Source organism: Paenibacillus sp. NPDC058174, from assembly GCF_042883865.1.
Taxonomy (GTDB): domain Bacteria; phylum Bacillota; class Bacilli; order Paenibacillales; family Paenibacillaceae; genus Pristimantibacillus.
Genome location: NZ_JBHVUY010000003.1, coordinates 445,036 through 457,993, shown reverse-complemented (window position 1 = coordinate 457,993; position 12,958 = coordinate 445,036). Strand labels below are relative to the sequence as shown.

Annotated in this window: 7 protein-coding genes; 2 read left to right on the top strand and 5 right to left on the bottom strand. The window is 50.0% G+C overall.

What is annotated here, in order from left to right:
* Positions 1–826: 826 nt before the first annotated feature.
* The 3 genes from ACFVVF_RS18135 to ACFVVF_RS18125 all read right to left on the bottom strand — a co-directional run bounded on the left by ACFVVF_RS18135 (position 827) and on the right by ACFVVF_RS18125 (position 5,168).
* Positions 827–4,021: an MMPL family transporter gene (locus ACFVVF_RS18135; RefSeq protein ID WP_387812537.1), complete on the bottom strand. Its 3,195-nt coding sequence runs from the start codon at positions 4,019–4,021 to the stop codon at positions 827–829.
* Positions 4,022–4,028: 7 nt separating this feature from the next.
* The gene (locus tag ACFVVF_RS18130) at positions 4,029–4,496 is read right to left on the bottom strand and encodes a MarR family winged helix-turn-helix transcriptional regulator (protein WP_387812534.1); all 468 of its coding nucleotides are present in this window, start codon (positions 4,494–4,496) and stop codon (positions 4,029–4,031) included.
* A 462-nt stretch (positions 4,497–4,958) separates the two neighbouring features.
* Positions 4,959–5,168, bottom strand: a complete 210-nt coding sequence (locus tag ACFVVF_RS18125; protein ID WP_387812531.1) for a hypothetical protein — start codon at positions 5,166–5,168, stop codon at positions 4,959–4,961.
* Between the two features lie 248 nt (positions 5,169–5,416).
* Between ACFVVF_RS18125 and ACFVVF_RS18120 the strand changes: the two genes are divergently transcribed.
* Positions 5,417–7,177: a methyl-accepting chemotaxis protein gene (locus ACFVVF_RS18120; RefSeq protein WP_387812528.1), complete on the top strand. Its 1,761-nt coding sequence runs from the start codon at positions 5,417–5,419 to the stop codon at positions 7,175–7,177.
* Between the two features lie 73 nt (positions 7,178–7,250).
* Here ACFVVF_RS18120 and ACFVVF_RS18115 read toward each other — a convergent pair whose 3' ends face one another.
* A complete protein-coding gene (locus ACFVVF_RS18115; RefSeq protein WP_387812525.1) occupies positions 7,251–9,275 on the bottom strand; it encodes an ABC transporter ATP-binding protein in 2,025 nt (674 codons plus the stop codon).
* A 21-nt stretch (positions 9,276–9,296) separates the two neighbouring features.
* Positions 9,297–11,048, bottom strand: coding sequence for an ABC transporter ATP-binding protein (locus tag ACFVVF_RS18110; protein ID WP_387812521.1), 1,752 nt, complete (start codon positions 11,046–11,048; stop codon positions 9,297–9,299).
* A gap of 650 nt (positions 11,049–11,698) precedes the next feature.
* Here ACFVVF_RS18110 and ACFVVF_RS18105 point away from each other — a divergent pair.
* On the top strand, positions 11,699–12,943 hold the full coding sequence (locus tag ACFVVF_RS18105) for an ABC transporter substrate-binding protein (RefSeq protein ID WP_387812518.1): 1,245 nt from the start codon (positions 11,699–11,701) through the stop codon (positions 12,941–12,943).
* The last annotated feature ends 15 nt before the right edge of the window (positions 12,944–12,958 follow it).

Sequence of the window (12,958 nt, the reverse complement as noted above, 5' to 3'; positions counted from 1 at the left end):
CGCTATCTCTCACCAGCCGCCACCGCACGCCCATTTTGCCCCTCTAGAACGAACCTTACTTCGCTAATTTGCGAGCCTGCTTCGCTAAACTCCGCCTTGCACCTGACTAACTATTACAGCGAACCACCTTCGCTGTTTTGCGAAGCTAGCTTCGCTAATCAGACCATCCAGCGGCCAGCTGCAGCCTGCAGCGAAGCATTCTTCGCTACTCGTGAACCTTGGTTCGCGATTTGCGAAAATTACTTCGCTATCTCTCACCAGCCGCCACCACACACCCAGTTTGCCCTCTAGAACGAACCTTACTTCGCTAATTTGCGAGCCTGCTTCGCTAAACTCCGCCAACTAACTAACCAACCTCTATAGCGAATCCCCTTCGCTGTTTTGCGAAGCTAGCTTCGCTAATCAGACCGTCTAGCGGCCAGCTGCAGCCTGCAGCGAAGCATTCTTCGCTACTCGTGAACCTTGGTTCTCGATTTGCGAAAATTACTTCGCTATTTCTCATCAACCGCCACCGCACGCCCATTTTGCCCCTCTAGAACGAACCTTACTTCGCTAATTTGCGAGCCTGCTTCGCTAAACTCCGCCAACTAACTAACCAACCTCTACAGCGAATCGCCTTCGCTGTTTTGCAAAGCTAGCTTCGCAAATCAGACCGCCGAGAAGCCAGCTGCAGCCTGCAGCCAAGTATTCTTCGCTACTCGTGAACCTTGGTTCGCCGGTTGCGAACCTGCTTCAGCACCGCCCACAAAGAAAAAAGCCCGCTCAGCAAGAGAGCGGTCCAAAGACCGTCCCCTGCTAAGCAGGCCACATCCCTTTCACTAGCCCATTAAATCGTAGTGTCACGCGGATAAGCGCGAACTTTCTCGCTTGGCGATGATGGCGAGTCCAGCTCGTCATCCGAGCGCATGAACGGCCAATAGTTGGCTTTGCCGAACATACGCACCATGACCGGAATGAACAGCGGCAGCATCACGAGTGCGTACATGAACAATCCGCATAGCACGATCGTTGCAATCTGCAGCAGCGACATGACCCCTGACGGCAGCATCGCCGCGAAGGTACCGCCCAGAATAACGGCTGCCGACATAATGACGGTGCCCATGTTTTTCATCGCTTCCAGAATTGCTTCGGAAGGCGATAAGTGGCGATATTCCTTGAAGCGGTCCATCAGGAAGATACTGTAGTCGATACCGAGCGCGACCAGCATGACGAAGCCGAAGAACGGCACCGCCCAGCTGAGACCGGAATGTCCAAGCAATCTTACAAAGATCACTTCCGTAATCGCCATCGACGTGTAGAACGTCACGAGCAGCGATGCGATCATATACAGCGGCATAATGATCGAACGGAACAGAATAATGAGAATGATGGAGATCCCGATCAGCATCAAAATTACGGTGCGGCTGTAATCCGCATTCGAAATATTGCTCAAATCGTTATTCATACTCGATACGCCGCCGACCGCATAGGTAGCGTCGCTATACGCAGTGTCCTTGATAGCACGGCCGACTGCAGCTTCCAGATCATCGATTTGCAACATCGTTTCTTGCTCATACGGGTTGCCGCTGAACACGACATCGAGTTTCGCCGTTTTGCGATCCTCGGACAAATAAACGTCAAGCGCTTGCTGGAACTCCGGTTTATCAATCGCTTCCTGCGGAATGAACCAGCCGGTAATTTGCTTGTTCGCAGAAGAGGAAAGCTCGCTCAAGTACCCTTTCGCCGACGAAAGCCCGTCGGTTACTTGCGTCAAACCGTCGACGCTTTGATCCAAGCCCCCGGTAAGCTGGCTAAGCTGTCCGTTCAAGTCTGCAAAACCGGATTGCAGCTCCTTTTGTCCGCCGGCTAGCTTATCAAAGCCTTGCGTAACGCTTGGAAGCTTCGATACGATCTGCCCTTGACCGGCAGCGGCCTGCTCAATGCCTTTCTGCAGCGCAGCAATACCGTCCGCCAGTTGGCCTAATCCTTGCGCCAAGGCTGCCTGACCGCCTGAAGCCTGCTCGAAGCCGCCGTTCGCTTGCTTCAAGCCTCCGGCTACACCGCCAAGCTGCGTATTCAGCATCGCCAATTGCTGGCCAAGAGCCGAAGCGCCTTGCTGCATTTGCGCTACCGAAGCAAGAGCCTGCACATACGCCTCGTCATCCTTCAGCTCCGGATGGCTTTGCTCCAGACCCGCCAAGCCTTTGCCCAGGCTTCCCAGTCCGTCGGCAAGCTTCGCTTGCTCAGAAGCAATTGCGCCATAAGCCTGCGTCAATTGGCTAACGCCAGATTCCGCTTGCTTATAGCCGGCAAGCAAATCCTTGCTGGCTGCCGCAAGCTGATCGGCGCTCGTCTTCGCTTTGCTAAGACCGGCGCTCAACTCCTTGGCACCGGCGGAGCCGTCGAGCAGCCCTTTTTCAATCTGCTTCAGTCCATCGCCCAGTTGGACGACGCCTTTCTTCAATGCATTGGTGCCATTCACCAGCTCACCAACGCCATCGACTGCTTGATTAAGCTTCGGCGCATTATCGCTAAGCGCTGCGCTGGCTTCGGATAAACCCGAGCCGATCTGGCCCAGCCCGTCGCCGCTTTTGCCCAAACCATCTTCCAGCGTTCCCACTTGATCAGTCACCAGGAAGTCATCGAGCACTTCACCGGTTGGACGGGTCGCGCTGCGGACCGTCTTCACGCCTTCAACCTTGCCCAGCTCCCGGCTTACTTGCTCCAGAGCAGCCAAGCCCTCTGGTGTATCCATAGGGGTATCCGACTTGACGACAACAGTCGAGGTCAAGGATTCGCCTGGCCCGAAGCTTTCAGCAATCAGGTTGAACGCTTTTACAGAGTCATATTTATCGCCGATTTCGTCCAGCGAGTTAAACGAGATCGAACCTTTGTAAGCGGTAAGGAACGGCACAATCAGTACCGCCAAAATAACAAGCGCCCAAACCGGACGTTTCAGCGAAAACTTGCCGACTGCGCCCCAAAGTCCGCTTGGCTTATGCTCCAGCGAGCCTTTAGAAGGCCAGAACAGCTTCGGCCCCAGCACCGCCATGAAAAACGGTACGATCGTGAACAACGCCACGAGCAGTACGGCAATCCCCACGGCTACCGCTACCGCAGAGCGGTACAAGACGAAGGTCGAGAAGCCGATCGACGCGAAGCCGACCAATACGGCCAGACCGGAGAACAATACCGTTTTGCCTGCCGTTTTGTAGGTCGCTACGATCGATTCCGGAATGTTGCCCCCGCGATGCGACAGCTCTTCCTTATACCGGCTGATCAGCAGAATACAATAGTCAGTTCCTATGCCGAATAGGACGGCCACCAGGAAAATTTGCGTAAAGTTCGAAAGCGGGAATCCAAAGTATTTTACCAGATAGGCTACGATGGATTGCGATACTAAGTAGGTGAAGCCTACGGTCAGCAACGGTACGATTGGCGCCACTGCGGAACGGAATACAAGGAATAGAATAACAAGTATAAATCCTACGGTAATAAATTCGGTTTTCTTCAAACCGTCCTCCGAGCTTTGCATGACATCCTCGGAGATGATCCAGTTGCCTGTATAATAATGATCGACTTTAACATCCGACAATGCGCTGTAGAGACCGTCACGAACCTCGGACAAATCTGCACCGTCAAGATTGACATTGACGAGCGCGATCATCGTTTTGCCGTCTTTGGCAAGCATCTGGCTCTTCAATTCAGGAGTGTCCAGATGGGTAGTCATGCTAGTAATATGCAGCTCATCCTTACGTTCCTTCAGCTTGTTGATGCCAGACTGAACGGCCGTCATGTCACTGTCCGACAACCCCTTGTCATCGTGGAAAACTAGAACGGTAGCCGCCCCGCCTCCCCCTTCTTTCCCCTCAAACTGCTTGATCATCTCAGCGGCCTTTGTCGACGAATAACCGTCAGGCACCGTGATTTGACCTTTGTCGCGGACGAGATCCTGCATATTTGGCGCACTTAGCATGAGCCCGGCGGCTGCCACCAGCCATACCGCCAGCAAGACCCATCTTAGCTTTAATACGATTCTCATTTTCTCTCTAGCTCCTCTCCGTCTCCATAGATTCCGTCATGACCTTCGCTAATTTCTCAAACGTGTTGATGAATTGAAGGGCTTCCTCCTCTTCAAAATGATTCAAAAACTTGGCAATCATCGCCTGAATCTCATCCTCTATTGAGTCTGACATCCGCTTCCCTTCCTCCGTCAAACGGAGCAGCGTAACGCGGCGGTCCTTCTCATCCGGATGCCGTTCAATAAGGTTTTTATCGAACAACCGCGTTGTGATGGCGGTAATCGAGCTTTTGCCTACACAGAATATATCTGCAAGGTCCGTTGATTTAGCTGCACCCGCCGACCGCAAATACCGGAGCGTGGCGAACTGGTCTACAGTGAGCGCATCAGGCATCAACTCGCGGATCATAGCAGTCAATCTTGTATTAACTGTAAAATGCACCGATTCGTAGCGCGAAATAATCTGTTTTAAAAATTCAACGTTTGGCGCAGTCATACGTTCCCTCTCTTTCTCTGCATGTCTATATAGTTTCACAGTAGAACTATTCGATTATTGAACTATAACCAAAAACAACCCCCGCCGTCAAGAAAGGGTTGTGTGAAATTACTGTGAACGATCTGTTAGTCCTGCCAGTATCTAGAATAATATGACTGATCGGCTGACATTATGCTGTAAAATGTCGGAAAGGGGTAAAGTTCGAAGCTGCAAAACGGAGTAGGCTGGTGACCACCCTACATACAACAAAACAGGAGCGATATCGAAAGGCAGGCCACTGACCTGCGCCCTCTCGATACCGCTCCTTTATTTTCCCCGTAATCCAACACCCGTTATGCAAAAGCAGTCAAAAACAAAATGCAAATGTACATATGCATGCCAGGCCTCATTGTCGGTTCGGCTCGTTTCTGCCCCATTTACATGTACATTTGCATTTTGGGGCGTTGTCCAAGTTATAAAGGCCTAGGCGTCGCCTCCTGCCTCCGTGTCACTACCGCTATCAACGGATGTCTGATCCTTGCTGTCTGAAGGGCCATCATCCGCTTTCCCCTGAGAGATAGACAAGCTTGCGGCCGGAGCTGCATAGACGCTCTCCACAGACAAACCTCCGCCAAGCGCCAGCATTAACGCTAAAGTTGTTGCCGCCCATGCTCTGCTGCTTTTCCTCTTCATCAACATCTCCTCCTTTCTGTGTATTTGACTAAGTACAACCTCTATCCTAAAGACCTTAGCTTAATACTGTATGAAATTCGCTTAAAAATAGCATGAAATACAGCTTTATAACGGCGAACAAATAAGTCCAAATACATTTCTAACATCAAATAATAAACTTATCTAATAAATTAGACCTATAATGTCGTTATAAATATCACAGGAGAAGCAGCGCTGCTGCATTATACATCAAGTGAGGAGTAACAGTAATGATTAAATTCATCCTTAAGATTAAAGACCGCAGTTTAGCCTTAACGAGCTCCATTGTGCTCGCCGCTCTGTTCATCGCCGTTATCGGCGTTTTTGAATGGACATCCTACAGCGCCCAGAAGGAAGCCTACTTAGCAGACATGAAGCGCGCTACCCGCACGTTCGGAGTACAAATGCAGGCGAATGTGGATCTTGTCTCAAATGCCTACATCCAAATGCGGGCGGATCAGCGTGACAATCAAGCAACCTTCAATTCGCTCGGAAAGCAATTGGATGCGATGAATACAAATGAGCTGGTTAAAAATGCATACCTGTTCATGCCGAATATGATTGAAAAAGACGATAATAAATATGCCACTATCATTAAAAGCAATAAAAACATGGTCGATCTGGGCTATGATACAGACAAGCAATATCAACTGCCGCATGCGTTTATCGAAGGCTTTGAAAAGCTTGGGACCGAGGATTTTATCCAACTAAAACAATATACAGACGATATGGGCAGCTGGATTACATATTTGACACCCATTAAGAACAAAGAAGGCAAAATCATCAGCTATTTTGCAATCGACTTCGATTACGATGATGTCACTGGCAAGATGAACGCCATGCTGTGGAAAGGCATCGGCCTCGCAGCTCTGTTCATCGTCATTGCTATGGCTTTTGTCGTCTGGCTGGCAAGAATAGCGCTGAGCCCATTGAAGCGGCTCGCCGAAATTTCGTCTCAAGCGGCTAAAGGCGATTTGACTCAGACAGTGCCCGTTACCAACAACAACGAAATCGGCCTCGTATCGGCTGCTTTTAACGACATGATTATCAGCTTGCGCAGCTTGACCTACAATCTGCGTTCGGCATCCGAAGAAGTAAGCAGCTCAGCGGCGAACATGCAGGAAAGCTCAGAGCAGACCGCTGCCGCAACACAAGAGGTGGCCGAGGCGATTCAAGAGGTTGCTGCAGGCGCCGATACGCAGCTGCAAAGCTTCCAGGAATGCCAGCGTGCGATGACGGAAATGACGGTCGGCATTCAGCGTATTGCAGAATCCTCATCCTCTGTATCAGATCTAGCTGCCGATACGACAGAACTGGCCGTAGCCGGCGGAGAAGTACTAGGACAAACCGTTCAGCAGATTCATGCCATCGAGCACAGCGTATCCAGCACCGTAACGACGCTGGAGCAGCTTGAAGAGATGAACGGACAGATCAGCACCATTCTTGCCATGATTGGCGATGTCGCTAACCAGACAAATCTGCTGGCGCTGAACGCTTCCATTGAAGCGGCTCGCGCCGGTGAGCATGGACGCGGCTTCGCGGTCGTAGCCAATGAAATCCGCAAGCTGGCTGAGCGATCCAAAGAATCATCCGAGCAAATCAGTACGATTCTTACAGGCATCAGCAGCCATACGAATGAAGCGGTACGCTCTATGGAGCAAGCTGTATCCGGAGCTCGTGAAGGCTCGGCAATCTCTATGAAGGCCGGCGAATCATTCCGGGCAATTGTAGAAGCTATTCGCGCCGTTTCTTCGCAAGTACAAGAAGTATCGGCCGCTTCTGAGCAGATGTCCGCAGGCAGTGAAGAAATCGCTGCTTCGCTTGACCAGCTGGAGCACATTGCAGAAAGCTCATCGCTGCACTCGCAGCGCGTTGCCGCCTCCTCCGAGGAGCAGCTTGCTTCGATGCAGGAAGTTGCCAGCTCGGCCGTACAGCTCCGCTCACTGGCGGCTGCGTTGAACAAAGAAATCAGCAAATTCAAGACAGAATAATCGATTCTTCGCATAGAGAACGAAAAAGCGGGTATGGCGCCCTTAAACTTAGGCGCTATACCCGCTTTTTTTATTAGGAGGCGGTAACCGCTGCCCCCTGCTGCAGCTGATACATCGCGAAGTATTTGCCGCGATGCTCCATCAGCTGATCATGATCGCCGCGCTCTACGATGCGGCCGCGATCCAGCACAAGAATCTGATCCGCTTGGCGGATCGTGGACAGCCGGTGCGCGATGACGAACGTCGTCCGGCCTTTTTTCAACACATCAAGCGCCTGTTGAATGATCGCCTCAGTCTCTGTATCGATGCTGGCTGTCGCCTCATCCAGAATGAGAATCGCCGGATCGTATGCCAGCGCACGCGCGAAAGAAATTAACTGTCTTTGTCCAGCGGACAGCGTACTTCCCTTCTCAATGACAGGAGCGTCGATTCCGCCCGGCAGTGATGCGAACATCTCATAAGCGCCTACGTCGCGCAGTGCTTGCTCGATCGTCTCGCGGCTGATCGCCGGATTATCGAGGCTTACGTTAGAAGCAATCGTGCCCGTGAACAAGAACGGGTCTTGAAGCACGATGCCCATATGATGCCGCAGATGCTGCTTCGGAATTGACAGCACATCTTGACCGTCAATCGTGATGCGCCCTTTATTCGTATCATAGAAGCGGAACAGCAGATTGAGAATCGAGCTTTTGCCGGAACCGGTATGCCCGACCAGAGCCACTGTCTGGCCTTGACGAGCGGTAAACGAAATATTTTTCAGCACATACTCTTCTTTTTTATAGGCGAAGGTTACGTCCTCAAACTGCACTTCACCGCGATAGCGCTCCATCGTGCCCGGCACAACCTCGACACCCTCTTGATCCATGAGTGTAAATACGCGTTCTGCCGAGACGCGGGCCGTCTCCAGATTGGAAAGCTGATTCACGACGCCGACGATCGGCTGGAACATCCGGTTCATCAGATCGACGAAAGCGTAGAGAACACCGACACCTATTGCCGCACCCAGCCAGTCGCCCCAGAACATAATAATAACGACTAGGAACATCAAGTTCCGTATAACGTTAACCAAGTTATGCGACGTAATGGAGTTCAGACTGAGAAGCTTGTTCTGATACGTAAAATAGTATTCATTCAATTCGTCGAATTCCTTCATCGTCTCTTTCTGACGGCGGAACGCTTGAATGATCGGCATGCCCTGAATCGATTCATTGATCATGCCATTAATTTCGCTGAGCTTCGAACGGATGATCCGATTATAGCGGGCCGCGATTTTACGGTACAGCTTGATCCAGATAATCAGAATCGGGACAAGCGGCAAAGCGAACAGCGCAAGCTTCGCATCCAACAGGAAGAGCGCCCCGTAAATCGCCGTCATGTAGACGATTGCCGAGAAGAAGTTCGCGAGAACCGCAACATACAGCTCGCGAATCGCCTCCGTATCATTCGTTACACGCGATACAACCTGCCCGGCAGCCAGCGTATCGAAGTAGCCGACTGGAAGCCGCTGTGTGTGGGCGAAGACGTCATTGCGCATCTGGCGGACGATCTTGTTCGCTGATGTCTGCAGCAGAAGTCTCTGTCCATAGGTGAATACTGCGCCTAAGAGCAGGAGGCCGAAGTAAACGCCAGCCAGTATCATTAATGCCGGAATTTCCGGCTTGTAGAACTGATACAATTCTTTTGCCGAGATGAGTGTCACCGGAACAGAAGCCTGCTCGCCGGTTTCCTTGCTCGTCACCGTCATCACGCCATCCTGCACGGCACGGCGCTCGCCCGAGTTAGGAAGCGCTCCTTCCAGCCAGTAGAACTTGCGTCCGGACTGAAGCACCCGGACTTCAGCTCCTTTTGCTTCGCCAGGCTCATAGTGATCCTCGCGTTTATACCATTTGCCTTTATATTCGACCGCATAGCGCTCTTGCGCTGCGACCTCATGCCATTTTTTCTCGATGCCTAATATATTTTGGTCGATCATCCGTTTCGCAATGAACGGTCCTGCAAGCTCAGAGCTTACTGCAAGCACGAGCAGCAGGAGCGCCCAAATGATCGGCTTCTTATATAGCATGGCGTATTGAAACAATCGTTTGCCTGTTTGACCCATTGTTCGCGGACGCCTCCTATCCTATTCTGATTCGATGAACGACTCCAATTGCTGCCGCTCATATTGTTCTTTGTACCAGCCGTCTTGCAGAATCAGCTGCTCATGCTTGCCTTCCTGAACGATCTTGCCTTCATCCAGCACGACGATCCAGTCCGCATGCTGTACAGCCGAGAGACGATGCGTCGTGATGAGCGTCGTTTTACCGGCACGTTCGGTGCGAATGCCATCGATAATCTCAGCCTCGGTCCGTCCGTCAACGGCGGATAGGGCATCATCCAGCATTAGTATTTCCGGATCGGCAATCAAAGCGCGTGCGATGCTGACCCGCTGCTTCTGTCCGCCGGAGAGCGCAACACCTTTCTCTCCAACCATCGTCTCCAGCCCGTCAGGCAGAAACTGAACGTCTTTGGCGAATGAAGCCCGTGCCAGCGCGCGGTTCAAATCTTCCTCGGAGCCTTCGCCCTTCAAGCCGAAAAAGATGTTGTCCCGTATCGTCTTCGAGAACAGAATCGGCGTCTGCGGAACATAACCGACCCAGCCCAGCAATTGCTCAATCTTCAGCTTGCCAAGCGGAACGCCGGAGACAGAAATCTCTCCGTTGCCGATTGGATACTCGCGCAGCAGCTGCTTGAGCAGCGTCGTCTTGCCGCTGCCGGTGCGTCCCACAACGCCAAGCGTCTGGCCTTTGCGAATAGCAAATGACACCTGACTCAAATTATCAACCGAAGAGGACGGATAGCGGAACGTTACGCCTTTGAACTGGATCGTATCCGGTTCCGTAACGTCTGTTGTGTCTTGCGCATCTGTAACATCAGCCTTATAGCCCAGCGTCTCGTTGACGCGGTCAAGAGAGGCGTTGCCCCGCTGCATGATGTTGATCAATTCGCCGATCGCAAACATCGGCCAGATGAGCATACCGAGGTACACGTTAAAAGAAACAAGCTCGCCCAGCGTAATCTCACTGTGGAAAACAAGGAAGCCGCCATAACAGAGACCAATCAAATAACTGAGGCCAACGAGAATTTTCATCGTTGGTTCAAACAAGGCATCGATTTTGGCAACTTCAATGCTGCGATCGAATACTTCCGACGTTTTCTTCTCGAATCGTCCTTGGCTCGCTTCCTCCTGCACAAAGGCGCGAATGACGCGTACGCCGGACACTGATTCCAGCACCTGATCATTCAGCTCGCCGAACGCATCCTGCGAAGCCATGAACCGGTTATGAATCTTTTTCCCGAAGTACGTCATCGCGAGAGCCATGAACGGCAGCGGCAGCAGCGCAGCAAGCGTCAGCTTCAAGCTGATCATGCCCGCCATCATGATAAGAATGGTTACCATGAAGAACGTTGAATCGATCAGCGTCAAAATACCGAAGCCAGCCGTTGTTGCCACGGCGTTCAAGTCATTGGTCGAACGGGCCATCAGATCACCCGTGCGATTGCGCTCGAAGAAGGTTGGCGTCATTTTCAAAAAATGCCTCATCAGCCTGGAGCGCATAAGCCTCTCCAAGACGAAGGCTCCGCCAAATAATTGATAATGCCATACATACGAAATAACATAACCGACGATTACGACGGCCAGCCAGCCAAATACAACTTCATAGAACCCTGCCGTTCCGAGCTCTCCTTGATGGATGCCGTCGATGGTGTAGCCGATCAGCCAAGGCGGAATAACATCCAATACGCCGGCTACAATCAGCAGCACAGCGGCTACAGTGTATCTTTTCCAACTCATTGCAAAAAACCATTTCAGCTTCTTAAGTACGATAAACATAATTCTGTCCAGGCACCTCCTGTTTTCCATCCATACATGCAATCATTCAAATGGCAATCGCCATTACTTGCTGCAAAAGTTACGTCCCGGCACCTCTTTAATAACAAAAAAAGGAAGCGTGTCACCGTAAACGGAGATACGCTTCCTTGTCTGGCGGCAGAATGAGTGTCATGAAAAGAGAGCCACTCATCGACCGCTGCAAGCAAAAAGGCGCACGATTACGGTTACGTAACCATGCGCCTTTGATTTTATGGGATAACCCTTAAATTCAAAGAGTAATGACTCGCGGATGGATTACGTTGATTTGTTTAGTTTGCGAATTAAAATTATGATTCTGGGGTACTGCAATCATGTTACGCATCACGTAATCCTCCTTTCGAAAATTGAAATCTATTTGTCACTTTACCATCCCATGAAATAACTGTCAATAAAAAGTTAGCCTATCTTTTTCTATTCTCTCTCCGTCGGGAATAAGAAATTATACTCCGGAAGGGGCGGGAATATTCATGGCGATTAGGGTGGATTGAAATCCAAATGCTTATTCAAACGAGTATTTATTTCTGAAATATCTATTATTTACAATAATACCCTTATCGGTGTAACCTGAATAAAAGGTTAATTTTGTAAAAGTAACTCTGGGATGTGATGAGTTGAATGCGTTTAAAGCCATGCTTGTTATTCTGTTATGCAGCATGATTGTCTCTGGTTGTGCGAATAAAGAAGATGAAAGCTCATTTGAGAAAGACAAGCATTACAAGCTAAAAGTAATGGCCCCCACTAGCGATTTCTTTTTCGAAGCATACGGCACCTATATTAATATGGAATTTCCCAATGTCAAATTTGAAATCATACCCGCCCGGGATATTTACGATAAGGAAAAGCTCTTGCAAACCGTCTCTGCTGAACAGCCTGATCTCTATATTGGGATGCATTCCTATCTCATGGATATTCTGCAGGAAGAACAGAAGCTTCTCCCGCTTAAAAACCGGCTTGGCAAAGAAACATTAGAAAGTTTGCACCCAGGCGTGAAGCAACAGCAGGAGTATTTGGGCGATGGCGAGATTTATACAATTCCTCTTTCATTTGGTTCCAATGTGTTATTTCTTAATAAAGATCTTTTTATAAAACAAGGGATTTCCTTTCCTGACGAGAGTCTGAGCTGGCAGGAGCTATTTCAATTAGCCCGCAGATTTTCCGGCTCTGAAACGGAAGGTCTTTACACCAATTCCTACAGTCTAGGCTCACTCGTAACATGGATCGGGTTAACGGAAGGTCTTACATACCTGAATCGAGCCGTGAATAAAGTAACGCTTAACACCGACAGCTGGAGGAAAATTGTAGAGCTTATAAAGCCTATGTATGAAGAAGGCTTACTGAACGATCTGAATGCTAATGATGAAAACCCGTTTTTGGAAGGCAACGTCGCGATGGCCGTTGGGAACAGTTATTTTTATGATCAACTGGATGAGCGAAACACAGACTTTGAGTGGCATGTACTACCCATACCAGGGAAAGATCGTTCAGCAATGGAAATAGACCCTGAAAGATTAGTTGGCATTAGCAGCAGCAGTCAACAAGACAAAGAGGCGATAAAATTCATCCGATATTTGATGAGCGGCAAGATGTCCAACATTCAGTATCATTCAAGCTCATTATTGTCTTCCTCTTTGCTAAATGAAGTGAATACCAATCCTGCTCATCCGCTTCACTTTATATACAGCAAAGACGCGAATATATCGGCACTTGAGCAGCAGAAGCGGAGCTTTTATATGCCGACGGAATTCCAAAGCTATTTCGACGAAACATTACTGAAAATAATGAACAATGAAGTTGATGTTCAAAGCGGATTGCAAAGCATTGAAGACTTCGGCAATACACGGCTTCAGGCCAAGTAAGATCAAGCAAATCCA

Excerpts from the sequence above, each read along its gene's own strand:
- ACFVVF_RS18135 (WP_387812537.1), bottom strand. The coding sequence starts at position 4,021 with ATGAGAATCGTATTAAAGCTAAGATGGGTCTTGCTGGCGGTATGGCTG.
- ACFVVF_RS18120 (WP_387812528.1), top strand. The coding sequence starts at position 5,417 with ATGATTAAATTCATCCTTAAGATTAAAGACCGCAGTTTAGCCTTAACG.
- ACFVVF_RS18130 (WP_387812534.1), bottom strand. The coding sequence starts at position 4,496 with ATGACTGCGCCAAACGTTGAATTTTTAAAACAGATTATTTCGCGCTAC.
- ACFVVF_RS18125 (WP_387812531.1), bottom strand. The coding sequence starts at position 5,168 with ATGAAGAGGAAAAGCAGCAGAGCATGGGCGGCAACAACTTTAGCGTTA.
- ACFVVF_RS18115 (WP_387812525.1), bottom strand. The coding sequence starts at position 9,275 with ATGGGTCAAACAGGCAAACGATTGTTTCAATACGCCATGCTATATAAG.
- ACFVVF_RS18110 (WP_387812521.1), bottom strand. The coding sequence starts at position 11,048 with ATGTTTATCGTACTTAAGAAGCTGAAATGGTTTTTTGCAATGAGTTGG.